We start from the raw sequence: 26,073 nt of genomic DNA, 5'->3' as shown, positions 1-26,073 counted from the left end.
CGTTCTGGTGGTGACCGGTGGGCAGGTCGGAACTCATCGCCGCGTCAGAGGTTTTCTTGGGGTGCGTCGGAAGTCCTGTGGGAGCGCGGCCAGGGCGATCTCGGTCTCGGCGCGGGCGAGCGGCGTGCCCAGGCAGTAGTGGATGCCGTGGGCGAGGGCCAGGTGTCCGGAGGCGTCCCGGCCGAGGTCGAGACGGTCGGGCTCGGGGAAGCGGGGCCGGGTCGCGGTTGGCGGCGGGCAGTTGCCTCAAGCTGACCGTGCGCAGGTCGGCAAGCTGCTCGGGATGCCGGAGCAGCGCCAGCACCGCGTTGCCGATGAGCTGCACGGTGTTCTCGTATCCGGCGAAGAGGATGAGGAAGGCGCGGGACATCGACTCGTCCTCACTGAGCCGGTCGCCTTCCTCGCGCACGGCGATCAGGTCGGGGAGCAGATCGTCGGCGGGCTCCTTCCGCTGTCCGCGAGGAGTCCGGTGAAGTCGTTGCCGGGTGGGGTGCGACGAGGGCGTCGGTCCAGGTCCGGAAGTCCCGGCGGTGAGCGTCGGGGACGCCGAGGAGGTCGCAGATGACGGTGAGGGGGAGGGGTGCCGCGTACGCGGCGATCAGGTCGGTGGTGCCGCGCGGGCCGAGGGCGTCGAGGAGGTTGGCGTCGAGGGCGGGCGGCAGGGCGAACCCCTTGTAACTCCCCTCCTTCGCGTTCCTCTTGTCCAGGCAGAGGCGTGGATCGGCGAGGGCCTCGCGGACGTCGTCGTACCGGATGACGAGCCAGGCGGGGCTGCCGTCGGGGCCGGCGATGCGGTGCACCGGCGCGGTGTCGCGCAGGCGCCGGTGGACGTCGTTCGGGTGGTGGAGAAGGCCGTCGGCGGGATCCCTGCGGCTCAGCCTGTGGAACCGCCAGGCCTATGTGTCGTAGTCCTGGATGCGCTTGCCGTGGCTGCGGTCCACGAGTGCGGGCAGCCGCTCCCCCAGCTCTCCCACCACCGCCGGCACATCGATCGTCAGCAGCTCACGGTCGCGCATCAGGATCCGTCCGTCGACGATCGTGGTGCGGACGTCGCAGGAGCGGGCGCTGTGTACGAGGGTCGCGGCGAGGTCGTGGACGGGCTGGGTGTGCGGGCCGGTGAGGTCGACGAGGACGAGGTCGGCGCGGCGGCCCGGGGCGATGCTGCCGACGCGGTCGCCGAGGCCGACCGCGCGGGCGCTCTGCAGGGTTGCGTGGTGCAGGGCTTGGCGGGACGTCAGCCAGCGCGGGTCGCCCGTCGTGGACTTCTGGATCAGGGCGGTGAGCGCCATCGACTCCCATACGTCGAGGGAGTTGTTGGAGGCGGCGCCGTCCGTGGCGAGTCCGACGGGGATGCCGAGGTCGTGCAGGGCACGGACCGGTGTGGTGGTGGGCCAGGCGAACTTGAGGTAGCCGCGGGGCGCACTGGCGACGGCCGTGCGACCGGCGGCGTTTTCGAGGACGGGCAGGTCGCGCTCGACGATGCCGGTGCCGTGCGCGATGAGCACGTCGGTGTCGAGGATTCCGGTGCGCTGAAGGACCTCGATCGGTGTGACGCCGTGCCGGGCGAGGCTGGTGTCGGTCTGGTCGCGGTTCTCGGAGGCGTGCAGGTGCACGGGGAGGTCGTGCTCGCGGGCGAGTCGGGCGGTGGCGGCGAGGTCGGCGTCGTCCACGGTGTAGGGGGCGTGGGGGGCGAGGGCGGTGGTGATGCGGCCGTCGGCGCCATCACGGTGCCGTAGGGCGAACTCCAGTGATTTCTCCCGGCCTTCGGGCCCTTGGGAGGAGAAGTAGGCCTCGCCGAGGTGGGCCCGCATCCCGCACTCGGCGACGACGGCGGCGACCGCGTCCATGCTGAAGTAGTGGTCCGCGAAGCAGGTGACGCCACCGCGGATCATCTCGGCGCAGGCGAGCCGCGCCCCCAACTCCACGTCCTTCTCCGTGAGGTTGGACTCCACGGGCCAGACGACGTCGTTGAACCACTCCTCGGTCGGCAGATCCTCGGCGAGACCGCGCAGGGCGACCATGGGGGCGTGGGTATGGCAGTTGATCAGCCCCGGCATGGCGAGCTGTCCGCGCGCGTCGATGCGTTCGGCGGCAGGGCGGTTCGCCACCGCGGCCGCGGTCGTCACGGACTCCACGACTCCGTCCCGTACGACGATCGCGGCGTCCTCCTCGAACCCGATCCGCTCCTGGTCGTCGTGCACGAGGACGGTGCAGCCGGTGATGATGAGATCGGCGGTTCCTTCGGCGTTCCCTGCGGCGTTCTCGGCGGCTTTCTCTGCGGGAGAGGGCGTCATCACGCCAACGTACGACGCCGTCATGGGCTCGCGTGAGCCGAACCGCGCATCCCGTCGCGGCTCTGTCCCGGGGCGGCCCGTACGGGCACCCTGGCCTCACCACCGCCCGCTGCCCGACGGCTTCTGGAAGGAGCCCGGCATGCTCATAGGCACCTGGAACCTGGAGAACCTGTACCGGCCCGGCGACCCGTTCGGCCCCAAGGACAAGGCCGCCTACGAGACGAAGCTCGCCGCCCTCGCCGCAGTGATCGACCAACTCGACCCGACGCTGCTCGGCCTCCAGGAGGTCGGCGAGCCCGAGGCGCTGCGGGATCTGGCCGGGATGCTGGACGGCGACTGGCATCTGGCCCTATCCCGGCGCGCGGACAGCCGGGGCATCCGGGTCGGCTTCCTCGGTCGTACGCCGTTCGAGGTGCTGTCCGACACCAGCGCGTTCCCGGAGAAACTACGGCCGGTGCAGGCGGACGACGAGGGGGTGTCGGTGGCGGAGTCGGGCCGCGGCTTCCTGGCGGTGGAGGCGGCGACCGGGAGCGGGCCGTTGCGGGCGGCGGTCGCGCATCTGAAGTCGAAGCTGCTGTCGTATCCGCGCGGGCGGTTCCAGCCGCGCGACGAGGGCGAGCGGGCGCGGTACGGCGCGTACGCCCTGTACCGGCGCACGGCCGAGGCGACGGCACTGCGCGCACTCGCCGACGAGTTGCTGGCCGGTGACGGGCGCGCCCGGGACGTCGCGATACTGGGCGACCTGAACGACGAGGTGCAGGCGGCGACCACGCAGATCCTGCTCGGCCCACCTGGCTCCGAGATCGGCACACCCGGGTACGAGGCACCCGACAAGGGCGACGCCACCCGTCTGTGGAACGTGGCCCCGCTCATCCCCGCCGAGCGACGCTACTCCCGCGTCAACTCCGGGCGCCGCGAGCTGATCGACCACGTCCTGGTCAGCCACCGCCTGGTGCACCGGGTGACGGAGGCGGGGACGGGGCTGCCCGACGAGGGGATGCCACGGCTGCCGTCGGTGGGGACCGATCCGCGGGAGCGCCGGGGAGCGGCGGGGTCGGACCACGCACCGGTGTGGGTGCGGGTCAGCTAGCGCGAGCCGCGGTCTGCTTCCGATACGACTGGTCGAGCCGCAGCATGTCCTCCAGGACCGTGTCCTCGATCATGCGCCCCCAGCGCGGCCGTACCCACTGCATGGCCTCGTTCTCGTACGCGCTGCCGTCCGCGAGGGTGCCGCGGACGGTCAGTCGCGTCACGACGCTGGTGTTCCAGGGCGGCCCCTGGACGACGAGGTCCTGAAGGGTCAGCCGGAGCCCGGGAAACGTACGCTCGAACCGCTCGAACCAGTCGGCGAATGCCTCCCGGCCGCGCAGATCGGCGCCCATAGGGGTGTCGCCGAGGAAGCGGAAGCGCACGTCGGGGGCGGCGAGGGCGACGGCCTGCCGGTAGCCGCCGGCACCGCTGCCGACGGTGCGCCAGAGGTTGCGGACCTTGCGGCGGACGATGGCGTGGTACATGCGGGCCCCTCACTTCAGGCAGCGTTCCGGGCATGGCTCCGGGCATCACCCCGGACATCGGGTGACTTGTCATTTGCAAGTAACCCGCTACAGGGAGGCTAGGAGGCTCCCTTGCGCTTTGCAAGGGACTACCGTGGCGGCATGAAAGGTGAACGCTTCGCGCGGATGCACTGCTCGGTCGCGCGAGCCGCGGCCGTCCTCGCGGACCAGTGGACGGTCGTCATCCTGCGCGACCTCTTCCTCGGCCTGAACCGCTACGAGGACCTGCGCGCCGACCTGGCCATCGCCACCAACGTCCTGGCGGACCGGCTCGACCACCTGGTGGCCGAGGGAGTCGTGGAACGGGTGGCGTACCAGGAGCGTCCGGTGCGGTACGAGTACGTCCTGACGGATGCCGGGAGGGACTTGTACGGCGTCGTCCTGACGCTGCTGACGTGGGGCGACCGGCACCGGGCGGTGGCGGGCCCGCCCCTGGTGCTCGTCCACGAGACGTGCGGGCACACGGCCGAGGCACGGGTGACGTGCTCGCACTGCGGCGGCGAACTGCGGCCGGAGGATGTCAGGCACACGCCGGGACCGGGTGGCAGGACCGGGCCGGGGACGGCGTTGGTGCACACGGTGCTGGACCAAGCGGGGCAGCTCGGTCGGCTACATGGCGAGGGGCAGCTCGGGCAGCCGTAGACCCACGCGCTCGCGGTGCCCCGCGAGTTCGTCGAGAAGTTCGGCGAGCCGCTCGGTGTGCCGGGGCGTGAGCCGGCCGGAGTCGTCGAGGTCAACGGCACACGCGGTGGTCGTGTCGACGAGCCGTTCCAGGACGGCGACGATCTCGTCCGCGCCTTCCGAGTGCCGGGCGAGAGCGGGGAGTTCGGCTGCGGCGAGGGAGATGACGGTACGGGCCTCGGCGAGGGTGCGGTAGGCCTCACGGCGGAGGGTCCAGCGGACGGCGCGGGCGTCGGAGTGGGTGGGAGCGCCGGCGTCGGAGCTGATGTTGGCACCGGTCTTGGTGCGAGGGCTGGCGCCGGTGTTGGTGCGGGGGCTGGCGCCGGTGTTGGTGCGGGGGCTGACGCCGGTCTTGGTGCGGGGGCTGACGCCGTCCAAGGTGCCAGGGCTGACGCCGGCCGCCTTGCTGCCGGGGCTCACGCCGGCCGCCTTGCTGCCGGGGCTCACGCCGGTCTTGCCGCTGGGGCTGACGCTGCTCATGACACGCCCGTCGGCCTCGCGCAGGACGTGGACGAGGTACGCCTGAGCGGCGCTGCTCGCGGCGGCCAGCCGGGCGCGCACGCCCCCGCCCCGCTGCCCCGGCATCGGCAAATGCCCCACGATCAGCACGATCGCGCAGGCCAGCAGCGTCTCCAGGATCCGGCTGGCTGAGGCCTGCGGCTCGCCACCGACCATCACCAGGGCCAGGACGAGGACGGTGACGACGGCGGTCTGCGCGGCGAAGTGCCGCGTGGCGACGGGAATGAGGGCACCGCTGACCGCCACGAGCGCGATGAGCCCCTCCGGCCGGGGCAGCACGACGGCGAACCCGGCGAAGACGAGGGCCCCGAGGACGGTCCCGGCGGCACGGCACAGCACACGCGAGACGAGCGGTCCGAGGTCAGGCTTGACGAGGAAGACGGCGGTGGCGGGCAGCCAGTACCAGTGCTCGTGCTGCCCGGACCAGCGGGAGTGGTGCAGGGCCTGCGCGACGGCGACGCTGGCCCCGAAGCAGAGGGCGACGCGGAGGCCGTACTCACGTCCCCCTGCCCCGAAGACGGTGCGCAGCAGGCTCCTGGCGGTGCGCCTGCGGGTGTGCAGGTCTGTGCCCTTGGCCCGGTCGAAGGCCTCTGCGGCGTGGAGGAGGGCGTCGTCGAGGGCCCGCAGAGCGGGCGCCGACCGGGTGGGGGCGGGCAGCGGCCCGGTGTGTGTGTTGTCGCGCACGGCGGCGGCGAGCCGCCGGGGCCCTTCGGACGCCCGCCCGGCCACCGCTTCCCCGGCCCAGGCCAACGCGGTCGCGGCCTCCGCGAGCGGCAGCGCGGCGGCGTACTGCGCGTGCAGCCGCCGCTCGGCCGAGGAACTGGCGTAGCGCCGCAGCCGGGGCCCGGCGAGGGCGTCCTGCGCGTGATCGAGGGCGGCGGTGAGAGCGGCGCGCCGGGCCATGGCGTCATCGGCCCCTGCGGCGTCGAGAAGGTCCGCCACGGCGTCGTATACGGCGGCGACGGCCTGCCGCTCCCCGTCGAACCGGAAGTCGCCGGCGAGGGCACCGGGGGTCGGCAGGACCAGCCGCAGGGCGATGAGCCATCCGGCCCCCACGAGAAAGGCGAGCGCCCGCTGCCAGCCGGACTCGGGCAGCGGCATCCCGGCCCCGATGGCGGAGGCGACGAGCATCTGGGTCCCGGCCCCGGAGGCGACGGGCCCCACGGCACTGACACTCCCGGCGACCAGCCCGACGAGGGTGAGGACGACTGTCAGCACCACCGCCCCCACATGATCCCCCGCATACGTCCCCACGAGCAGCCCGCCCGCCCCCGCGAGCGCGGGCACCCCGAGCCGCTTCACCGAGGCCCGCCGACTGCCGGGCCGGTCGTTGATCCCGGCGAGCATGGCGGCGATGGCGGCGACGACACCGAGGGACGTACGGCCGATGAGCACGGCGACGAGAAGCAACGGCCCGGCGGACAGGGCGCCCCGCACGACCGCGTTCCAGGGCACCGGCCCCCGTTGGGCACGGAGGGTGTGGGCGAGCCAGGGCGGAAGGGTCAGGGAAACGGAACGCGACACGGGGCTCCTGTCGTCTCGTCGAGGGCAGGGGTGAGCCTTCGGGCGACGGTGGCCGGGCTGGGGTGGGCCGTATGGGTGCGGCCTGTGGTCTCCACGGTAGGTCGCGACCTTGGAGGGAATGGGACGGTTGCATTTCGGGGGTGTGACGGTTGGCGGGAGATGCGCGTTCTTTATGAACGCAATCGGAGACCAGTGCAAGGCATTCCGCCTCAAAGGACGGTCGGTCCGATCGCTTTCCGCCAGGCTGCCGCCTTGCGCCCGCCAGCACATCGGTGCGCTCTGGACATCCCATGCTCCTCAAACCGATCATGTTCATCTCACTGGGATCGGGGAGGCTGTGTGGCGCGCTGGCTCGAAGAGATGACGCAGGCAGTCTCACGTCTCTTCGGCGACCGAACTGCGGCGTCATCCCCTTCCGCTGACGGGAAGTTCAAATACCACGGCGATGTAAGCCGCCTCGAAGACGGCTGGTACGCCCTGCCCACCTACGAGCGCTCGATCGACCCCGACGACCTCACAGACCTCTGTCTGGCACCGGGAACTGGCTCGCCGAGCACGGGTGACACCTGCTACCGGGTGATCTCGTACAGGGTGGAACCGGAACGTCTGAAACTCCAGGTCGGCGCACACGCGCCAAGGACCGGGCTCGGGCTGTGGGCGATCGGCCGTCCGCCCGACTTTCTGGAAAGGTCCCTCCACGGGGCGCTGACCGCGATGGGGCACCCCGGCCTCGCGGAACGCCTTGTCACCGGCCGTCTCGACCAGGTCGCTCCGCCCACCAGCACCGCGTGCGGAGGAGTGCTCCAGGGAGCACAGGCACAGGCATACCTGGCCTGCACCACCCCGGGCGTCCGGATGGTCTGGGGCCCGCCGGGCACCGGCAAGACGACCGTCCTCAAACGTGCGCTGGACGATCTGGTGACCAGGGGCAAGCGGGTGCTTCTGGTCTCCGGTACGAACATCGCCGTGGACAACGCACTCGAGGGTGCCGTCCGGACCAGGACGGGTCTGAAGCCCGGGGAGATGGTCAGGGTCGGCACACCCCACCTGGCTTCCGTGGCCGAGGACGCGCGGGTCTCGTTGCCGTTGTTGGTGCGAGCGCGCTTGGAGGAGACCGAGAGCAAGCGTGCTAAAGCCGAGGCCGAGCCGATCGAGCTCATGAACTCGCCCCTGCTCACCAGGCTCCGCGACCTCGGCCACCTGCTTTCCGGGTATGACCCCAATGCCTACCGCCAGGCTCAGCAGCGGCTGGCGAACGGCCGCCTTCTCGACGAGCTCGCCGAGAAGACCGACGACATACGAACGGCGGTGACCACCGCAACAGACGTATACGACCATTGCGCTGCCCTCACGCGGCAGCACCTGGAGGCGTTGGAGGCCCTTGCCCCGCAGCGAGCGCTGCTCGACGAGGCGGCGCGGCTGCAGCGTGTCCTCGACGGCATGGAGAGCGAGACCCTTCAAGCACAGTCCGCTGCCCGAAGCGCCGAGCGCCGGCTCAGTGAGGTCCAACTCGAACTCGGCGCCCTGAAGCAGGAAAAGGGTCTACGTGCCCGGCGCCGTACCAAGGCGCGTCGGAATGAACTCGGCCTGCTGGCCTCGACCCTCGACACTGCCTGGCAGCAGGCCGTCGCCTCGGCATCCCAAGCGATGACGCAGTACGAGCGGCAGCGCAGCATCCTTCAGCCGCAGATCCGTGCGGCGCGTGTGGCCGCCTCCCCTGTCGACGACGCCCAGGTGACGCGACGCGTGGACGCCGTGGAACTCGCTCGCAAGGAGGAGGGCAATGCGCTTACGCAGTTGTCGGCCGCGGAAGGCGAGCTGGCAAGGGCTGTCACCGAACTCGCCACAGCCCAGGAGCAGTATCCGCGTCCCTTGCCCGACGACCGGGCCACGGTCGACGCGGCGGGGCGAGCGGGTCTGCCCGGGCTCGACGAGGAGAGGCGGAGGCTGACGCGAGAGGCCGAGCCATTCGTGGAGCAGTGCCGAGGCCTTGAGCGGCGCCATGAACAGCTCCTCAAGGAGCTCGACCGGTTGCGGGCGCGGGCCGAGCCGGACATCATCCGCGGGGCCCGTGTCGTGGCGACGACTCCGGCTCGTACACGCATCCACAAGACGGTGGCCGAGGAACCGTACGACGTGGTCCTGGTGGACGAGGCAGCGGCAGCGTCGCTGCCGGACATAGTCGTGGCAGTTGCCAAGGCCAAGGAAACAGCCGTACTGCTGGGCGACTTCTGCCAGTTGGGTGCTGTCAAGCACAAGCGGACACCCAAGGAGGAGCACCTCGCTCGCTGGCTGACGCGCGACTGCTTCGAACTCGTCGGTATCCGTACGCCGGACGCGGCCCGGGCGCACCACGGTTGCGCGGCGCTGCTCACTACGCACCGGTTCGGCCCTGACGTGACGGAGTTGGTCAACCACATCGCGTATGGCAGCGATCGCGCGGACGGTCCGCGGCTCCTCTCCGGAGTGGCTGCGCGGGATCGAGACGCGGATCCCGAGATCGTGTTGATCACCACGGATCAGCTCGATGACGGCGGACTCGGTCTCGTCCGTACGCCCAAGAAGGGGTCGGGCCGCTGGTGGACCGTGGGCAGCGTGATCGCGTAGGCGCTGGCCGAGCACCACCGTGACCAGGGTGAGTCCGTGGGCATCGTGACCCCTTACAGGGCACAGGCGGACATCACTCACGACTGGCTGGCCGATCAGGACAGCCTGAACCGCTCACCCGCGGTCGAGGTGGGCACGGCCCACCGCTTCCAGGGCCGGGAGTTCGACGTGGTGGTCCTCGACCTCGTGGAGGACGGCCGGCGTCCCGGCTGGACCGTCAAGGGGCGGATGGACGACGTCGACGCCTTCAACCGGGACGGCGCACGTCTGTTCAACGTAGGGGCGACCAGGGCCAGGCGACGCGTCTACATCATCGCTTCCTGGGCCGCCGTATCCCGCGCGCATCACGGCACGGTCCTCGCTCATGTGCGGGAGCTGGCCACGCCTGGCCCGGAGCGACGCATCCTCGGCGTACGAGCGGCGCAGTTGCTCGGCCTGGACGAGCTGGACGTGCCCCAGGAGTTCACGCCCGTCCAGCACGAGATCTGGCAGGCGTTCGACGGCCATGTGCGATGGGACGCGATCTACGACGAACACAGTTACTTCCCCGCCGCACTCGAAGCCATCGACAGCGCCCGGCACACCGTGTGGCTGTGGGCACCGTGGTACTACAAACGCCTTTGGGAGGTCCTCCCCCATCTGCACGCGGCGCGTCAACGTGGCGTACACGTCGTCGTGTTCGTCGTCGAGGACTCCGACAAGGGGCTGCAGCAGCAGCTGCACGATCCCCGGACCGCGCAGGACGCCGAGCGGCGACTGCCCGAACTGATCGCAGCCGTGAGCCGGGTGGTCCGTATCAGGACCATGCACCAGAAGATCCTGGTCGTGGACGACCGGACGACCTTCCTCGGAAGCCTCAACACCCTTTCCACTCCCACAGGAGGCGGCGCGCGGCGCGAGGTCATGGTCCGCTTCCGTGGCTCCCGCTTCGCACGTTCCCTGCTGGAGCACGAACACGCCGAGCAGTTCTCGCGCCCCGTGCGCTGTCCCAAGTGCCACGTCGACATGGAGGTCAGGAAGTACAGCGCCAAGGGGAAGGGCAACGGCAAGTCGCACTACTGGGCGTGGGCCTGTCCGGAGTGGAAGCCCGACCCCAAGTCGGGCAAGAACAAGCAGTGCGGCGCGCTCCGCGAGGTGTACGCCGAGGACGCTGCGCTGGTGCCGAGGGGGCGTCGCGTTTGAGGGGCGGATCAGTGGTCCGGCTCGTTCATCTGGCCGGCCAGAAAGGTGATGTGCTGGACGTGCCCCTTCTGAACCCACACCGCCGGACTCCCGGGGTTGGTGGTGACGTCAGGGGCGGCCTGGGCTTGCAGCCATAGCTCGCCCGCGCTGTGGGACGTACGGAATTCGGGGTCGCCGACGATACGTGCGGCGAGAGTCTGCATACGACTCTCCTCGCCGCTTCCTCTCAGCTTCCCCTTGCCGATGAGGAAGTGTTCGGCCGTGGTGTACCGGGGTTTCTCATAGATGAACGGGTGTTGTGCGGGCGGGGCGTCGCCGGTTCGGGGATGGACAGTCGAGTAGTCGCCGAAGGCGACGCAAACGCCGCGATCCCCGAGTAGGTCCCGTACTCCCTCCCACACCTGCCACTCCAGGCGCGGCCACACGGTCAAGTCATGGTCCTTCAGCTGCTTGGCTCCCCAAGGGAAGGAGCCGCCCAGCAGCGCCACGGTCCGCCACCCGGCCAAAGCACCGAACTCACGCCAGCCGGAGAGGGCTCGGGTCATGCCGTTGTCGGCACTGCCGACCTCGTACAGATCCAGGAGAAGATCCAGCTCCAGGCCATGGCCTCGCAGCCGCCCCAGCAGTTCACGAGACCGCGGTGGCAGGTCGACATCCGGTGCGTTGCCGAGCCGGATCCGGACGCCTAGCCCGTTGCCCCACTGCTGAGCGGTTTCGGCAGCGGCCGACTGCTGTGCCGGGTCACGCTCCGGGCCCGTGACCGGTCGTAACTCCGTTCCCATCAAGGTCGCGCAGACCTCTTCCCACACGTGCAGGACGACGAGGTCGAGCGCGTCCTCGGCGTTGCGCGCGTCGAGCCACCCCGGATGCAGTCCGGGACCATCGCGGAGGTTCTGCGCCTTTCCCCTCAGATACGCCGCCAGTTCATCATCCTGCCCACCCTGCGGCGGAATCGTCCACAGTGGCTGCACCCGCATCTTGTCGGGAATGTCGACGTGCTGGAACCCTGCCAGCGCCGCGTCCTTCACAGGCAGTCCCGGAATGTACGAAGGTAACGCCGCCATGCCCGCCCCCGGTGTCCGTTTCTGACGAAACGGTGGCACTGAGCGGACATGTTCGAAAGAGTACCTATTCGGTCACGACGCCCAACGGTGCAAGGAATCGACTGGGTTCCCCGTGCCAGAAGACCGCCACGGCATCGCGGGCCCTCGTCGTGGCGACGAAGAGCAGCGATCGGGCGCGCTGCAGTTCGCGCTGGTGGCGGAGCGGGTCGGACTGTGCCCACGCGTCGACGGACGAACGCGGGACCAGCCCTTCGGAGACACCCGCGATGATCATGCGCTGGTACTCGAGTCCCTTGAACCGGTACATCGTTCCGATGTGCACGCCTTCGTTTCGCGGCAGCCCGTCCCGGGTCATCACCGTGGAGCTGATCCCGTGCCGCGCGAGCCGCCTCTCCACGTCCGAGGCCATCTCGTTCGTCGCGACGCAGACCGCCACGGATTCACGCGGGATGTCATGCCATTCCCTCACCTGCTCGGCGATCGCGTCGAGTTCCTCGTCCCAGCTGCCGGTGCCGCGTAGCACCGGGCGCCTACCATGAAGCACCGAACGGTAGTCCTTCAGGCTGTCCGCGCTGCCGTCCAGGTCGTCGTACTCTGTGCCGTCCATGACCCGCGTCGCATCACGGAGGATCTCCCGGGTGGTGCGGTAGCTGAGGGTGAGCCGGGAGGACCGGCCCCTGATGTTGATGCCCAGGCTGCCAAGGGTGACCTGGTTGTCGTAGATCCGCTGGTGGGTGTCACCGACCAGGAAGATGTCGTTCGCGCCGACCGGGACCATCGCGCGGAGCATCTTCCAGTGGGCCGGGCTCAGATCCTGGGCTTCGTCGACGACGATGTGCCGGTAGCGGTAGCGCAGGAAGGCCCCGGAGCCGGACTCCACGTGGACGTTGGCCAGTCCGTCGCGCTCGTCCTTCTGCTGCTGACGCTTGTCGATCTTCGTCTTGCGGTCGGTCTCCAGCCGGGCCGCTCGCTCGGCGACTTGCCGGTGGGTCTCCAGCCCCTTCAGCTCCAGCCGTTGGGTGAAGCGTTCCACGAGCTGCCAGACCTGCGCACGATCGGCCCTGTTGAGAGTGCGGCCTCGCCCCGCCCGGCGGACGACGAAATATTCGGAGCGGGAGCGCACGGCCTGCCCGAGGATCACCTGGTTCCATTCGTCGCAGAGGAACTCAGCGTCAAAGCGGTGCTCTCCGGCCTCCACGAGGAGCGCACGCCATTCCTTGAGTGCCTGAGTGTCCTCGATACGCCGTTTGGCATTGCCCGGATCGGCTTCCCGCACCACACGGGTGGCCAGTTGGTCGACGTGGACGATGTCGACGCGGGCCACGGTCTGTGGACCGCCGAGCGACAGCAGTCGGGCCCGGAGGTCGGCGGCGAGGTTCTTGTTGAAAGTGGTGAGCAGGACCGGCTTGGTGTGGCCGGGTCCGAGCCGGTCGACCAGGTGTTTCACCCGGTGCAGCGCCACGATGGTCTTGCCGGTTCCGGGGCCGCCGCTGACCCGGGCAGCACCGGAGTACTCCCGGCGCACCAGCTTCTCCTGGGTGGGATGCAGGAAGACCTTCCAGCGGCCGAAGTTTCCTTCCTCGATGATGCTCTGCAACGACTCGTCATCGGTGATGACGACGGCCTGGGAACGCCCCGCGGCCGACTGCCAGTCGTCGGGGTCCAGCTTGTCCTGCTCGACCTCGACCGGCTTGGTGACCTGTTCTCTCACCTCGTCGTACGAGGAGCCGTCGCGCAGCCGGAGCAGCACCTCGCCGGTGTGGCGCGGGGCGTACTGGGCGAGGGCCCTGACCTCGTCGTCCGTGGTGAGCTTCAGGACGATCGGGATGAGCGGTTGGGCCACACCCAACTCGGCCAGCTTCTGCGCGCCCAGATCCGCGAACAGCGGTGTGTCCTGGGCCGGTTGAGCGGGCGCGGCGGCACCTTGAACGATGGCACCCTGAACGTCGTTCTCCACCGCCTGGAGGTCGACGTATTCGATGGCGCCGGTGATCTGGTTGATGCCGTAGGCGAGCCGGTCGGCGTACTGGCGCACCTCGTCGCGGTGTTTGACCGAGATCAGCAGCCAGTCGTCCTCGGCGAGCCGCAGCAGCAACGCCCGGTGATCCGAGTCCGGGGCGAGGGCGACGGCCCACAGGCGGCCGTCGCCGCGCAACTGCTGCCGGGGGAAGACGCCTTCGTGGGGGTTGCGCCGGAAGTCGCGCTGGAACCGGTAGACCGCCTCGACGGTCTTCGTGTCCAGGGCTGCGATCTCCCGCTCCGCCTTGTCGAACAGCCGCAGCGTGGCGCCCCCGGTCATGCGTCGTGCTCCTTGTCCTCGTGGTCCTCGTGCGGGTCACGGTCGTCCAGGAGCAGTCCGGCCAGCTCCCCGGCGTCCCACTCGGTCGCTGTGCGGGCCTGCCAGCCCGCCTCGGCGTAGGCCTCGTCGCGCTGCTTCGCCTCGATGTCCTCGGTCTCACCGACGGGCGGCCGATGGGCGAGCATCACCGCGACCCGCCGGTCGGGCCAGGCGAGTTCGGCGGCCCAGGCGGCGGCGCCGAGTTCGTAGCCCCCTTCGGGAGCGGGCACGCCCCGGTCCGCCAGAGCGCCCGCGAGCTCGACCAGCCCCCGCTCCTCGGGGACGAGATATTCGATGACTTCGGACCAGGCCGGATCGCGTACGGTCCCGGGCTCGGCGACAGGCCGTGCCTCGGGCACAGGTCCGGCTCCGCCCTCGTGTTCGGCGGCGGCCGCCCTACGCTGCGAGGTCAGCCATCCTCCCCCGCCGCTGACGGCCAGCTCCGCCGCGTCGAACTCCGACAGCGTGCTCGCCACGAGCTGCGCCCCGTCGCCGTCTCCCTCGTTGAGGAACTGCAGCAGGTTCGTCCAGTACAACCATGCCTGCCAGCGCCGCCGGTGAGCGGCCTCGTCGGCCATGGCCTCCGGGCTGTCGTCGAGCACGGTGGCCGCCGACCAGACGGCACCGGCCTGGCCGCGGCGCAGGTCGAGGGCGATGGTCAGCGGGCAGCCACTGGCGTCCCGGGTCGCCATCACCTGTACCGCGCCCTTGCCACCGGCCAGTCGCTGCCCGTGCAGGGCCTCGCCGATCCGCTCGACGATGGCGGGCCCGTCGGCGAGAGCGCGGCTGGTGGCGGCCACGGCGGCGAACCCGGCGAGCGCGCTCTGGGTGCGGCGGCGCCACAACTCCGCTTCGGGCCGGGCCAGATAGCCGATCAGTGTGTCGACCGGGTTCGCCCACACGAAGCGGGGCAGGTCCCGGGTGTCGCCGCTGTGCAGCCGCCGGTGGATGTCGAGGGCGGTCTTCTGCGCCGTGTTCTGGTACGGCGTCCAGACCGGGTCGGCGGGCGGTTTGCGCCGCCCGGTCCACACCTGGACGTCATCCCACGTCAGTTGGAACACCTGCCAGCCGAGCGCCCGCAGCCTGGTGCGCTTGGCCGCGTCACCGGCGACTCGATTGCGTGCCGGGCTCGCATGGTGGCGGTAGCCGTCGAGGTACACGGCGACGCGCGGCTCGTCCTGGTCCAACCGCCGGAACACGACGTCGGGGCGGGTGAACCCGCAGTCGTACTGCGCCTCCATCTGCCATCGGGTGACGGTCCCGTCGGGCGCGGTCAGGCGCAGTTCGGTGCTGCGTTCACCGTCCGGTGTGATCGCGGTCCTGACGCTCGCCTCGTCCACGTCGTCGCGGCCCGCCCACTTCAGCAGTCCGCGCCGGAAGAGGGCCTCCAGCTCGCTCTCGACCTGGGGCACCAGCGTGATGTCCTGGGTGTCGTCGACGGGCTCCGACATCCAGCGGTCGCCGTCCGGGCCGAAGAGCTCACCGAGCATGTCGAGGGCCTCCTCGCGGGAGACCAGTTCGTACTCGCTGTCGGCGACGTGGCGCAGCAGGCACCGGTGGCAGGCGGGGCGCCCCTCGTCCCGGCACACACAGGTCTCGATGGCCCGCCGGGCGAGGGAGAGCACGTCCCGCAGGCCGTCCGGCCCGGCGAGGCGGTGCAGGTAGCCGGTGCCGCCGGGGAGCGTGTCGTACAGGACGAGGAAGTGGCGGCGCACGTCCGGGTCGCCGCTCTCCGCGTCGGGCATGGAGTCGGTGACCACGTCCAGGTGGTCGGGGTCGCCGCCGTAGGAGCGGGCGATGCCCGCGAGCAGCGCCGCCTTGAAGGAGACGAGCCGCTCCTGGGTGTGGGCGGTGACGGCGGGGATGAGGATGCGCAGGGCCTCCGTACGCAGTTCGTGGGCGAGCAGCAGCCGGATGCCCTGCTGCCGGGAGCGCGAGTCCGGCAGGCCGGCGCGCAGTCTCGGGCACCACGGGCGGTGGTACTTGGTGGCCTTGGCCGGGATCAGCGCGTCCTCCTGGGCCGGGCCACCGTCCGGATCGGCGTGACCGCACGAGTCGCACACCCAGAAGGGGTTGAGCCGTACCTGTCGCCCCGCGAAGGCCTCGTCGGTGACGGCGTCCACCCGGGCAGCGCCGACGTTGAGGTGCCGCACGACCGCGTCCCTAGTGAACTCCCAGCCGAAGGTGGCCTTCTTGTGCTTGTGCGCCTCGACCACTCTGTCCCGTGGAATGTCGACGGCGGGTACGACGGTGTAGTGCCGCCGTTCCCGCTCGTCGGTGTCGTCACGTACCCGGGCGTCGTCGCGCTGGTCCCGGGAGTGGACGCGGTGCGGCACGAGCACCTTGTGCAGGCAGCCGACGTCACCGATGGCGGCGGAGCGGCAGCGCGGGCAGCGGGCGGGGTCCTGCTGGGCCTGGTGGGTGCGGACGTATCCGCAGTCGGGGCAGATGCGCCACCACAGCCAGGCCGGCCGCTTGGGGCTGCCGAGGTCGAGGCCGGTGATGCGGTGCTTGTAGCCCTGGACGTAGTAGTAGTTGCCGGGCGCGAAGTCCTCCAGCGCGAACCGTGCGGTGCGGTCGTACCTGAGCACCTTGCTCTTGTGCCGCGTCTCTCCGTTCTCCTCCTCCTTCCACAGGAGGGTGGCTTCGAGTTCGGTGGTGGAGTCGACGAGGCTGTAGTTGGGCAGCAGGCCCAGGTCGACGAGGGCCGCGTGCGCGGTGCCGGTGCTGACGTCCCTGCCGCTCCTGCCCACGGCACGCAGTTCGGCCCGCAGTTCCCGGCCCTGCTTCTCGTGCTCGGGGTCACCCGCGACGAGTTCGTCCAGCGCCCCCCGGATCTCCTTGCTGCGGTGCTGGAGATCGCTCCGCCGAAGGTTCCACTGTCGGCGTGCCCTGTCCAGGGCGCCCGCCAGTCCTTCGGTGGCGAACTCCTCGACGGCGGTGGCGGCTTCGGGGCTCAGGCCGGTGCCGCGTTCTTCGTCGTACGGCGGGAAGAGTTTGAGGAATCGCTTGACGAGCCGCTTCCCGTCGGCCAGCGCGGCCTGCTGAAATTCCGTCAGCCAGCCCGAGCCGTCGAAGAGTTCCTCGGCCCGGCGGGGCATCGGGCGCAGCGGCGTCCCGTCACTGTCCGGCGACGGCAGCTGTCCGGCCGCGACGACGTCGAGCAGGTGGGCGAGGTACTGGCGCCTCAGGATCTCCACCGCCGAGAGATAGCAGCCCGGGGGCTGGATCTCGCCGGCGATCATCTGCGTGGGGTCTTCCAGGTAGTACCGGTCGCGTGGTCCCCGGTCGACCATGGTGAGCAGATAGGCGTTTCCGGTGGAGCGCCCGGCGCGGCCCACCCGCTGAACGTAGTTCGCCGGCCCCTTGGGCAGCGAGGCCAGCACCACGGCCGACAGGTCGCCGATGTCGATGCCGAGTTCGAGGGTCGGCGTGCAGGACAGCACCTGCGGGTTGGCGTAGTGGACGTCGGTGCCCTCCCGGAAGGCCTTCTCGACGGCCTCCCGCTTGCGGCGGTCCAACGTGCCCGTGTGCTCGGCGGTGTTGATGGTGAACACGCCGGCGTGCCGGTACATGTGCCGGTAGAAGTCCTCGGTGAAGTCCCGGCGGCGGACGGTCTCTTCGCCTGCCCGCAGCTCTCCCCGGCACTGGTAGCGGGGGCAGGTCTGTCCGTGCCAGTGGTCGATCAAGTCGGGGTGGACGGTCCGCTGCCAGGAGCAGCGGTCGCAGCGGACGCCCGCCTGGGCGACGACCTCGTCGGCGAGCTTGCGGACGCGGACGTGGCCGGGCTGGAGTCCGTAGATACGCGTGCTGCCGTCGCCGGCGGTGCGCGCGGACAGGACGTCCGCTTCGACGAGGGCGGGCAGCAGCCGTACGAGGAAGTCGTTGGCCGAGTCCCGGTTGCGCAGGCCCAGGGCGCGCATGGTCCAGTCCTGGTACCAGCCGAGGCGGCCGGTGAGCACGTCGAAGTCGTCACTGCCCTTCTTGGGACTGCCGAGCAGGAAGGCGGGCGCGGAGACTCCGCGCGGAAAGGCGGGCATCCCCGGCCGCCGCCCCCCGGTGATCTGCCAGCGGCGTACGCCCGCCTCGTCGAGCCAGGGGTCCAGCCACGCGTGCCGGATCGCGCCCCGTGTGCGCAGCCGCTCCAGGAGCCCGCGGACGTACCCCACGAACTGGTCGGGGCCCGGCACGGATCCGTCCGGCAGGGCGATGTCACCCGGGGTGGTGTGCAGCAGCTCCCGGACGATCTCCGCAACGCCGTCCGGGTCGGCGAGCGGCACGTCGGCGGCCACGGTCCGGGTCAGTTCCAGGGTGCGGCCCTGCCGTGACCGCAGTCCGAACTCCATCACGGCCACGAACGCCAGCCGCTCGGCGATGAGTTGCCACGTGGGTTTGGATCCCCTGCTGCGCCCGGCCAGCAGCGTGTCGACTCCGCGGAACACGTGCAGGTCGGGCGGTACGACGGCGACCTGCACCTTCTTGCTGTCGACGACCTCTGTCACGATGTCCGCCGCCAGGTCGCTCAGCGTGCTCCACCCGTCCTCGTCGACCCGGCTGGCGAGCAGCGAGCGGAGGGAGAAGGTGTAGGAGCGGCTGGCGACGTATCCGGCGCGGTGGGCGGCGTCCTGGACGGAGTCGTTGAAGAGGAGGGTCTTGTTCTCCTTGAGCTTCTCGTCCAGTTCTCCGCCGGTGAACAGCTGGGTGATGGAGGCCGCCGCGAGGGCCGCGAGTCCGGTACCGAGGTAGCGGATGGCGTTGAAGGTACGGCAGGCCGGGCACTGGTCGGTCTGGGCGGCCCGGTCGCCCCCGAGGTCGACGACCACGAACGACGCGTTGTGCAGTGCCTTGGCGACCCGTGGTCCCGTGCCGCCGTCCGACCGCTCGAAGTCGGTCTCGGGCGACACCGGGCGCAGCCGCCCCTCGTCGCCGTCCAGCACCATGACGGTGGACCCGCTGCGCGGCTTCTCCTTGGCCAGGGCCACCTCGTACGCCTCGGCCTCCGTGGCCGCGATCATGTTCCGCACCCGGCGCTTGTCCCTGCTGACCGAGGCGCGGCGGATCTTGGTGGCGTTCAGGTCGAGGTCGGCGGCGTCCGTCTCCGGGGACAGGGCCGCCCAGCCGGAGCGCCCGCACTCGCGGCAGAAGACGGCGGGCAGGAACACCTCGGCAGGCCGGGGTGCGCTGTCGTCGGCGGGGACGGGCGCGTCGTCCGTGACCGAACCGCTCGCCGAGTCGACGGGCTCCTCGGGCCCCTTGCCCGCCAGCCGCCCGCAGGAGGTGATCCGCTCGTCGTCCCAGCGGAACTCGGCCCGCGCGGGCGTGATCCCGCGCAGGACGCGCGAGACGGACCGCACCCAGTGGTGGACCTCGATGGACAGCAGCGGCAGCTTCGGATCGTCCGGGTTCCGGGCTGTGGAGAGCAGCGCCACGTAGCGGGCGAGGGCCTGGGCCGCGGTCTGGGGATGCTGCCGGACGGCCATGCCCCAGTGGGGCGCGAGCCGGGGCAGGAACTCCATGATCTCCGCGATGGTGCGCGGGCTGCCGTCCAGGATCTCCAGCACGATGGCGGTCAGCCGGTGCCGGCGCAGCCTGGCCCCCAGCTCGGCCGAGGACAGCCCGGTCTGCCCGGTGAACCGGGCGATCAGCTCGTCCAGAGCGCGCTGGTCGCGGGTGGGATCCCCGAGACTCGCGACGTCGTGCGGCGAGGGGAAGGGCAGCGAGAAGTCGGTCTCCCCCACGAAGTCGTCCACGCCGAGCCGGGACTCCCCCACCACGGCCTCGGCCGGGAACGGCACGCCGAAGACCTGCTCGGCGACCTCCAGCATGGTGCCCCCGGCCGTGCCGGACTCGCCGAGGGTGGCCGAGGTGGCGACCGGGCACACGGGCCCGAGCGGCCGCCCGTCCTCGGCCAGCCCGGTGACGGCGCCGAGCCTGCGCAGCAGCATCGCCACGTCGGTGCCCTGGGCGCCGTCGTAGGTGTGGAACTCGTCCAGAACGACGTACGCGAGCGACGCGTCCTGCCACAGCTGCCGGTCCTCGGGCCGCTGGAGCAGCAGGTCGAGCATCTTGTAATTGGTGATGAGGATGTCCGGCCGGGTGCGCCGGATCTCGTCGCGGTCGACGGCGATCCTGGGCGCGGAGTCCTTGAAGTCGCGCGAGGGTGTGTCGCCGATGTAGAGGCCGGCCCGTACGCCGGCGGCCTTCAGCCTCGGGTCCCCGTCGAGGCGGTCGTTGATGCGCTGGGCCTGGTCGGTGGCGAGCGCGTTCATGGGGTACAGCAGGAGGGCCTTCACCCCGTCCCGCCCGGCGGCGCGCCGGCGCAGGCAGTGGTCGAGCAGGGGGATCAGGAAGGACTCGGTCTTGCCGGACCCGGTGCCGGTGGTGACGAGCGTGGGCTCGGCGCGGCCGTGGAGCGTGGAGAGCCGCTCCCAGGCCAGGGCCTGGTGCCGGTGCGGCCGGAAGCCTGTGGGGTGCCACTCCAGGTGCCGCTTCCAGCCGTCGTCGACCGCGGTCTGGAAGGGGGTGCGGATCCGCAGGTACGGCCCCCGGAAGATGCCGTCGTCCGGGTCGCCGAGGAACTCCTGCAGGGCCCGCCGCGTGGACTCGTCCGCCAGTGCGTACGTGGTCGCCAGGTACTGGCTCAGGCTGGCGCGTACCTGCTCGGCGGCGAGTGTCGGTCGCACGCGCGGTCCCCCTTCAGCGCTGGATCATGATGTGCACACCCACCGTAAGGGACTCCCCCGAGCGCCGTACCCTAGGGCGTGTGAAGTCCGCTGCGGTTGGGCGACGCCCTGAAGGGGCGCGAGGCTGTGCTCGATGTGTGGCTACCGCCACGCGGGCACGACCAGCCACGACGGCGCCGCAGCGGAACGACGGCACATTGCGGCACCCTCAGCGGAGCGCTCCGCGTCGGCCGCTTCAGACGCCGAGCTTCCTGCCGATGTGGGCGATGCGGATGGTGCGCTCTTCCTTCACGTGCCGGAAGTGGATCCGGCCGGGCTCGGGGCGGAAGTCGGTGTGCCACTCGAAGAGCCTGGAGACGCCGTCCCGGTCGGTGAACCAGCACAGCAGTTCCCGCTGTTTGTGCTCGCCGCGCACATCGTCCCCCCAGTCCGGAAGCCGCAGTTCCGGGTTCGAGGCCCACTCCGCGACCTTCTCCTCCAGTTCGAGGAGTCGCTTGCGGACGGTGGGCACGGATACGGGGTCCAGTTTCCGCAGCTGCTTCTCGGCTCCGTCCAGGAACTGAAGGCTGGGACAGATCTTGTCGCGCTTCTCCCACAGCTCGGCACCGGTCCTGGCGGCGGTGTCGCGGCATTCCTTGATCCAGGCGAGGTGTGCCTCGATGTGCGGCTCGCCGGAGACGTGCCGGACGTCGACATCGCTCCCCACCGGCTCCTCGTCCGCGTCGAGCAGCGTCAGCCGCCGCAGGGTGAGGTTGGTGGCCTCCCACCAGCTGTGGACGGGCAGGGAGATGCCGAGTCCGCCCATCAGGTGGGCCGCGCCCAGCCCTTCGACCTCGACACCCTCGTACTGGTACTCGACGCCGAGACTGTCCATGTCCTCGGGGTAGACGGCCTTGTACGGCGACTTGGTCTGCAGTCGCCTCAGCCGACGCCACCATTCGGGGTTGGCCTTATGGTCACCGAGCCACTTGCCCACGGGGTAACCGTCGACGATCTCCAGCTCCGGCAGGGGAACCTTGCTCACCACCATGGTCGAGCCGTCCAGTTTCCATACGGCCACCGCGGTCTTCACGAACTCCGTCATGGCGCGGCTCGCACGCCTGGGCTCACAGGTGGTCATGTACGACTTGTCGTTCAGGAACAGCAGCGGCACAGGTCCCCCCTGGGCAATGGCGTGGTGCGTGACGATGGACGGACGGCGCGGCTCAGGTGAGGAGCTGGTCCAGTGCCTCGTCCATCTCGTCGAAGAACCCCTTCGGCCACTGGTCGAGCAGCCCGTCCCGGTCGATCTGCGGGCTGACCACTTCGGTGCCGGAACCGTCGGCGCTGCCACGGAAGTAGTGCACGAGCGCCTGCTCCGGTTCGAGCAGCCCCCGCTTGACCGAGAGCCGCATCCCGTTGAGCACGTGGTCGCTGTGCGTCTCGACGACGAGCTGGGCGCCCTGGGCGGCCGCCGCGGCGGCAAGTTCGGCCATCTTGGTCTGTCCGCGCGGGTGCAGGTGTGCTTCCGGGTTCTCCAGGAGTACAAGGCTGCCGGGGGGCGCGGTCAGACAGGCGACGACAAGAGGGAGGGCGTAGGTGAGGCCGAAGCCGACGTTGGCGGGGCGGTGACGGTGGCGGGTGGCCTCGGCTCCCTCGCCGAAGCCGAACGACAGGCGGACGGAGTCCATGCCTTCGATCGTGGCCGTCTCGATGTTCACGCCCGGGCACAACTCGCCCAACCAGGCGGCGACCTGTTCGAGAAGCAGTTCACCGCGAGCCCTGGGGTGACGCAGCGGCCCTTCGGGAACAGCGTCGCGGGCGTGGTGCCGCAGGAAGTTGACGGTGTGTTCGCCGCGCGCGCCGAGGAATCCCCGCCGTACGGCCATGTGGTGGTCGCGGGGATGGCCCTCGGTGGGGGTGATGCGGTCGGCGTGCAGGTACTGGAAGCCGTCGGTGAAGTAGCCCGGCACCAGAGCGGCTTCGCCTTCGGGTGCGTGAGAGCCCTCTTCGGACCCCGGCAGGTGGGCGGACACCAGGGGCAGGAGGTTGTCCTCCGGGGCGTAGTCGACGGTCCACGCGTAGCGGAACGGCCCCTCTTCCACCCCCACGGTGATGAACGGATCGTCCCCGGTGAAGTCCTCGTGCAGGACGTCCTGGCCCGTGCCGAGCCCGACGAACTCGCCGTTGAGGAGAAAGCCCGCCTCCTCGTCCAGGAAACCGAGGTTGCCGGAGGTGTACGACTGCCTGAGCAGCGCGAGCGCCTGTAACACCGTGCTCTTGCCGGAGGAATTGAGTCCGGTCAGCAGGGTGAGCGGGCCGAGCGGGATGTCCGCCTGCTGAAACGCCTTGAAGTTCGTCAGCGTCAGCCGGTCAATCACCGCGCAGTACCTCCTTGAAGAGCTCTCTCACCACATCGAAGCGCGCCCATACGTTGTCGGGGTCGCCGGGAGCGACGGTCAGGGCGCGTTCGAAGGCGAAGTTCCCGGTGAGGTGCGCGAACAGCCCCGCCCGGACTTCGTCACGCGACGCTACCAGCCGCTTACGTTCATGGTCGTCGAGGGTCGCGAGGTTTACAGCAATGGCTTCGAACAGCGCTTTATTGACTGGAAGTTTGCGCTTGTGCCCCAGTGACCTGCGGAATGCCTGGTCCCCGAACAGCCGGTGCGCGGTCTCCATGGCGCGCAGGAACTTCAGCTCCTCCTCTCGCCGTTGCTCCTCGGACAGCTCGTTGACCTGACGCATGGCGGCGGTCAGGAACTGCTCGAAGTCGTACCTGCGCTGCCGGTATTCCAAGGGCCCCGTGAGCCGGAACGCGAGGAAGCGCAACACCAGCTCCCGGTCGGCCATCCGCTCGTTGGACACTCCGAACCCGGTGGCCTGCCCGAAGGCCGGATGCTCCGCGAGATCCGCGAGCAGCTCACGGGCCGGGCCGGGCATCATGGCGTGCCGGATCTCCTGCGGCGCGAGCTGCGGACCGCTGGCACTGACCCGGGAGAATACGTTGAACTTGACGGCGTCCGAGGTTGTCTGCCGGACCAGGTGGACGACGAGCGGTACCTCCAGCAGTCGGATACGCATCCGACCGGACAGGTGCCGAAACGTCGCCCCTTCGAGGGACCCCATGTACTCCAGCCCGGTCAGCCGCAGCGGCGGCAGCTCATCCGGTGGCGTGCCCACGAACCGCGCGAGCGCCGTGAGCTCCTGCACTCCCAGGACGACGGACCAGACGTCCCCGCTCTGCTGCGCCATGTGGAAGGGCGCCACGGGGATGCCCAGCAACAGCGACTCGACGAACCGGCTCTGCTGCGCGTCGCTCCACATGCCGGCCCTGCGGTGGAAGTCCGGCGCCAGGTCGATGCGACCGGCCCAATACCGCGACAGCAGTCGATCGACGGTGGCGGGGACGGTCTCGATGCCCACGTTCTTCGGATCAAGGTGACTCCGGCGCTCCGGCTCGTCCGGGGGGAGTTCCAGCTCCACACCGGTGGGCTGCCCGTTCGTGCCGACCTCGACGGGCCTCTCGAAGAGCGCGCCTCGAGGGTCGACCTCGTGCTCCAGCCCTGACATGGATGTCGTCACTACTCCCTTTGGCATTGCGATGCCATGCCTATCGCGGTCCGGTGGTCGCACCTTACGAGAAGTCGTCCTCAACACGCTCGAACAGCGCGCGCCAGCGCGGCACGTCGACCTCGGCACGCACCGTCTTGCCGGGTTCCCGGTACAGCACCTCCCAGCGGTCGGCGACCGCCTCGACGAGGACGAGCCCACGCCGGTGTCGGCGAGCGGCCCCGGCGCGGCTACGGCACCGGGCGCCTGTGGGCGCGCCTCGGCACGGGTGTCGGTGACCCGGTACACGGCCGTGCGTCACGGCGTTCGCGGACAGTTCGGCAACGATCAGGACCACCGCGTCGGAGACGTCAGAGCCGTGCGGGATGTCCCAGGTGTCGAGCTCGTTCAGGGCGAGGTGACGGGCGAGACGGGCGCCGAGCGGGGTGACGCTGAAGTTGGGCGAACGTACGTACGGTGACGGGCTGTTGGGGTGCGGGGGGTGTGGTCATGGACCCAATCTGGCGGCCGGGAGCACCGGTTCACCAGGGGTGCACCGCGTACGCTGCGGCAGCGTACGCGGTCACGGACTGGACAGTACCGGTCACGTCCCGTAACCATGGGCGGGCTCGAAGTGTGCAGCGGGGCGGGTGCGCGGGAGGTGGCCGATGGTGGCGGACAGCACGGTGGGGACGGGCACGGGCGGCGAGCCGGAGCCCTCGGACGGTCTACGGACGTTCGGGGCGGTGGTCCAGGCACTGCGGGAGCATGCAGGTCTGAGCCGGGCGGAGTTGGCCGAGAAGGTCCGCTTCTCCAAACACACGGTGGCATCGGTGGAGTTGGGACGGCGCATGCCGGACCCGGCCTTCGTGGAGCGGGCGGAGGAGTCGCTGGGCAACACCGGTGTCCTGCGGAAGGCGGCCGACCGACTGGCGCGACAGCCGGGGCTGGCGGCCTGGTTCCGGCAGTGGGCGCGGCTGGAGGCGACCGCGATCAGCCTGTACACGTACGAATGCCGGGTGGTGCCGGGGTTGTTGCAGACCAAGGCGTACATGCGGGCGGTGTCGTTGAGTGTGCCGCCAAGGCCGTCCGAGGAGGAGCTCAACGAGCGGATCGCCGCGCGGCTAGCACGGCGGGAACTGCTGTCGACGCGGCGGAAGCCGCCGTGCGCGTTCAACTTCATCATCGAGGAGGCGGTGCTGAAGCGAGGGACGGGCGGGGAGGAGGTCATGCTGGAGCAACTGGATCACTTGTTGGACGTGATCGAGCGGAACTGGAACGTGGAGGTGCAGGTCATGCCGTTGTGGCAGCCTGCGCATGCGGGGCTGGACGGGCCGGTACAGCTGCTGGAGACCCCGGACAACCAGTGGTTCGCCTACTCGGAGGGGCAGAAGAACGGCCGTCTCATCTCGGACCGGAAAGAGATCAGCGTCCTCCAACAGCGGTATGCGAAACTGCGCTCGCAGGCTCTCACCCCAGCGGACTCCCGGAGCCTGCTGGAGCGAATGCGAGGAGCGCAATGAGCAGCAACACGTCCGAAATGGCCTGGTTCAAGAGCAGTTACAGCGGCTCCGAAGGCGACAGCTGCGTGGAAGTCGCCCTCACCCCTGTCACAATCCGCGTCCGGGACTCCAAGGACGAGCAGAGCCCGCAGCTTGCGCTCTCTCCCACGGCTTGGACGGACTTCGTCTCGCATACTGCCCGCTCTGACGCCAGTTCGGCGCAGTAATCAGCGGCTGAAGCGGATAAACGTCAGACTGCTGGCAGCGAGCCGCCCCACGAAGCGCTTAGGCATCCTGCTTCTTGACATAGGCGGCAGCACCCATACCGATGCCAAAACAACTGGCGACCGCTACGCCACCAGCGCCCACTGCGGTAAGCGGCGACGCACCAAGAGCAATCATGAGGAGGCCAGCGAGAAAACCGAGGATCACAGATGTCTCGATGACGATCAAGACTTCATAGAAGCGGTGGTTACAGCGGGAATCCGACCCGTTCAAGAGCTGGCCCTTCCAAGTTCTTCAACATTTTTTGGGCATTAAGGGATCTTCGAGCAGGACGCATCGGCGCACGCCCCGAGCATCCGCGCTTGGTTGCGCG

At 70.1% G+C, this 26,073-nt stretch carries 16 protein-coding genes and 1 pseudogene; 6 read left to right on the top strand and 11 right to left on the bottom strand.

Features of this window, described 5'->3' with window-relative positions; all coding sequences use genetic code 11:
• Positions 1–69: 69 nt before the first annotated feature.
• Together ABT063_RS13595 and ABT063_RS13590 are read right to left on the bottom strand one after the other, a co-directional pair.
• Positions 70–878: pseudogene (locus ABT063_RS13595) on the bottom strand (cytochrome P450 family protein); the annotation flags it as partial.
• An 18-nt stretch (positions 879–896) separates the two neighbouring features.
• Complete coding sequence (locus tag ABT063_RS13590; RefSeq protein ID WP_351057438.1) at positions 897–2,294, bottom strand: amidohydrolase; 1,398 nt, start codon at positions 2,292–2,294, stop codon at positions 897–899.
• 139 nt (positions 2,295–2,433) lie between these two features.
• Between ABT063_RS13590 and ABT063_RS13585 the strand changes: the two genes are divergently transcribed.
• The gene (locus ABT063_RS13585; RefSeq protein ID WP_351057437.1) at positions 2,434–3,384 is read left to right on the top strand and encodes an endonuclease/exonuclease/phosphatase family protein; all 951 of its coding nucleotides are present in this window, start codon (positions 2,434–2,436) and stop codon (positions 3,382–3,384) included.
• Here the strand turns inward: ABT063_RS13585 and ABT063_RS13580 are convergent.
• A complete protein-coding gene (locus ABT063_RS13580; RefSeq protein ID WP_351057436.1) occupies positions 3,377–3,808 on the bottom strand; it encodes a nuclear transport factor 2 family protein in 432 nt (143 codons plus the stop codon). The genes ABT063_RS13585 and ABT063_RS13580 overlap by 8 nt on opposite strands.
• A 141-nt stretch (positions 3,809–3,949) precedes the next feature.
• On the opposite strand from ABT063_RS13580, the gene ABT063_RS13575 reads away from it, so the two are divergent.
• The gene (locus tag ABT063_RS13575; protein ID WP_351057435.1) at positions 3,950–4,489 is read left to right on the top strand and encodes a winged helix-turn-helix transcriptional regulator; all 540 of its coding nucleotides are present in this window, start codon (positions 3,950–3,952) and stop codon (positions 4,487–4,489) included.
• Here the strand turns inward: ABT063_RS13575 and ABT063_RS13570 are convergent.
• The gene (locus tag ABT063_RS13570) at positions 4,457–6,571 is read right to left on the bottom strand and encodes an FUSC family protein (RefSeq protein WP_351057434.1); all 2,115 of its coding nucleotides are present in this window, start codon (positions 6,569–6,571) and stop codon (positions 4,457–4,459) included. The two genes, ABT063_RS13575 and ABT063_RS13570, sit on opposite strands and share 33 nt — an antisense overlap.
• 360 nt (positions 6,572–6,931) lie before the next feature.
• Here ABT063_RS13570 and ABT063_RS13565 point away from each other — a divergent pair, with 360 nt between their 5' ends.
• Both ABT063_RS13565 and ABT063_RS13560 read left to right on the top strand, forming a co-directional pair.
• A complete protein-coding gene (locus ABT063_RS13565; RefSeq protein ID WP_351057433.1) occupies positions 6,932–9,178 on the top strand; it encodes an AAA domain-containing protein in 2,247 nt (748 codons plus the stop codon).
• Between the two features lie 3 nt (positions 9,179–9,181).
• Entirely contained in the window at positions 9,182–10,360 is a 1,179-nt protein-coding gene (locus ABT063_RS13560; protein ID WP_351057550.1) for an AAA domain-containing protein, read from the top strand.
• 8 nt (positions 10,361–10,368) lie between these two features.
• Here the strand turns inward: ABT063_RS13560 and ABT063_RS13555 are convergent, their stop codons facing one another.
• From ABT063_RS13555 to ABT063_RS13530, 6 genes are all read right to left on the bottom strand, one after another.
• A complete protein-coding gene (locus tag ABT063_RS13555) occupies positions 10,369–11,424 on the bottom strand; it encodes a beta family protein (RefSeq protein WP_351057432.1) in 1,056 nt (351 codons plus the stop codon).
• 64 nt (positions 11,425–11,488) lie between these two features.
• Positions 11,489–13,723 carry a UvrD-helicase domain-containing protein gene (locus ABT063_RS13550; protein ID WP_351057431.1) on the bottom strand — a complete coding sequence of 745 codons (2,235 nt, stop codon included), beginning with the start codon at positions 13,721–13,723 and terminating at the stop codon, positions 11,489–11,491.
• Positions 13,720–20,445, bottom strand: coding sequence for a DEAD/DEAH box helicase family protein (locus ABT063_RS13545; protein ID WP_351057430.1), 6,726 nt, complete (start codon positions 20,443–20,445; stop codon positions 13,720–13,722). Before ABT063_RS13545 ends, ABT063_RS13550 begins: the two co-directional genes overlap by 4 nt.
• A 235-nt stretch (positions 20,446–20,680) precedes the next feature.
• On the bottom strand, positions 20,681–21,598 hold the full coding sequence (locus ABT063_RS13540; RefSeq protein WP_351057429.1) for a hypothetical protein: 918 nt from the start codon (positions 21,596–21,598) through the stop codon (positions 20,681–20,683).
• Between the two features lie 52 nt (positions 21,599–21,650).
• Complete coding sequence (locus ABT063_RS13535) at positions 21,651–22,805, bottom strand: AAA family ATPase (protein WP_351057428.1); 1,155 nt, start codon at positions 22,803–22,805, stop codon at positions 21,651–21,653.
• Positions 22,798–23,994, bottom strand: coding sequence for a DUF262 domain-containing protein (locus ABT063_RS13530; RefSeq protein ID WP_351057427.1), 1,197 nt, complete (start codon positions 23,992–23,994; stop codon positions 22,798–22,800). The genes ABT063_RS13535 and ABT063_RS13530 overlap by 8 nt, the downstream gene beginning before the upstream one ends.
• A gap of 647 nt (positions 23,995–24,641) precedes the next feature.
• On the opposite strand from ABT063_RS13530, the gene ABT063_RS13525 reads away from it, so the two are divergent.
• Positions 24,642–25,496 (top strand): helix-turn-helix domain-containing protein, encoded by an 855-nt coding sequence (locus ABT063_RS13525; protein ID WP_351057426.1) that lies wholly within the window; start codon positions 24,642–24,644, stop codon positions 25,494–25,496.
• The gene (locus tag ABT063_RS13520) at positions 25,493–25,702 is read left to right on the top strand and encodes a DUF397 domain-containing protein (protein WP_351057425.1); all 210 of its coding nucleotides are present in this window, start codon (positions 25,493–25,495) and stop codon (positions 25,700–25,702) included. The genes ABT063_RS13525 and ABT063_RS13520 overlap by 4 nt, the downstream gene beginning before the upstream one ends.
• 58 nt (positions 25,703–25,760) lie before the next feature.
• Here the strand turns inward: ABT063_RS13520 and ABT063_RS13515 are convergent, their stop codons facing one another.
• On the bottom strand, positions 25,761–25,928 hold the full coding sequence (locus tag ABT063_RS13515; RefSeq protein WP_351057424.1) for a hypothetical protein: 168 nt from the start codon (positions 25,926–25,928) through the stop codon (positions 25,761–25,763).
• Between the last annotated feature and the right edge of the window lie 145 nt (positions 25,929–26,073).

Source organism: Streptomyces sp. NPDC002838, assembly GCF_040295365.1.
Taxonomy (GTDB): Bacteria; Actinomycetota; Actinomycetes; order Streptomycetales; family Streptomycetaceae; genus Streptomyces.
Note: the sequence above shows the minus strand (reverse complement) of the source record. Positions and strands in the feature narration are given on the sequence as shown.

Coding starts and splice junctions, on each gene's coding strand:
- ABT063_RS13565 (WP_351057433.1), top strand. CDS start 6,932: ATGACGCAGGCAGTCTCACGTCTCTTCGGCGACCGAACTGCGGCGTCA.
- ABT063_RS13575 (WP_351057435.1), top strand. CDS start 3,950: ATGAAAGGTGAACGCTTCGCGCGGATGCACTGCTCGGTCGCGCGAGCC.
- ABT063_RS13585 (WP_351057437.1), top strand. CDS start 2,434: ATGCTCATAGGCACCTGGAACCTGGAGAACCTGTACCGGCCCGGCGAC.
- ABT063_RS13525 (WP_351057426.1), top strand. CDS start 24,642: ATGGTGGCGGACAGCACGGTGGGGACGGGCACGGGCGGCGAGCCGGAG.
- ABT063_RS13520 (WP_351057425.1), top strand. CDS start 25,493: ATGAGCAGCAACACGTCCGAAATGGCCTGGTTCAAGAGCAGTTACAGC.
- ABT063_RS13555 (WP_351057432.1), bottom strand. CDS start 11,424: ATGGCGGCGTTACCTTCGTACATTCCGGGACTGCCTGTGAAGGACGCG.
- ABT063_RS13590 (WP_351057438.1), bottom strand. CDS start 2,294: ATGACGCCCTCTCCCGCAGAGAAAGCCGCCGAGAACGCCGCAGGGAAC.
- ABT063_RS13550 (WP_351057431.1), bottom strand. CDS start 13,723: ATGACCGGGGGCGCCACGCTGCGGCTGTTCGACAAGGCGGAGCGGGAG.
- ABT063_RS13580 (WP_351057436.1), bottom strand. CDS start 3,808: ATGTACCACGCCATCGTCCGCCGCAAGGTCCGCAACCTCTGGCGCACC.
- ABT063_RS13530 (WP_351057427.1), bottom strand. CDS start 23,994: ATGTCAGGGCTGGAGCACGAGGTCGACCCTCGAGGCGCGCTCTTCGAG.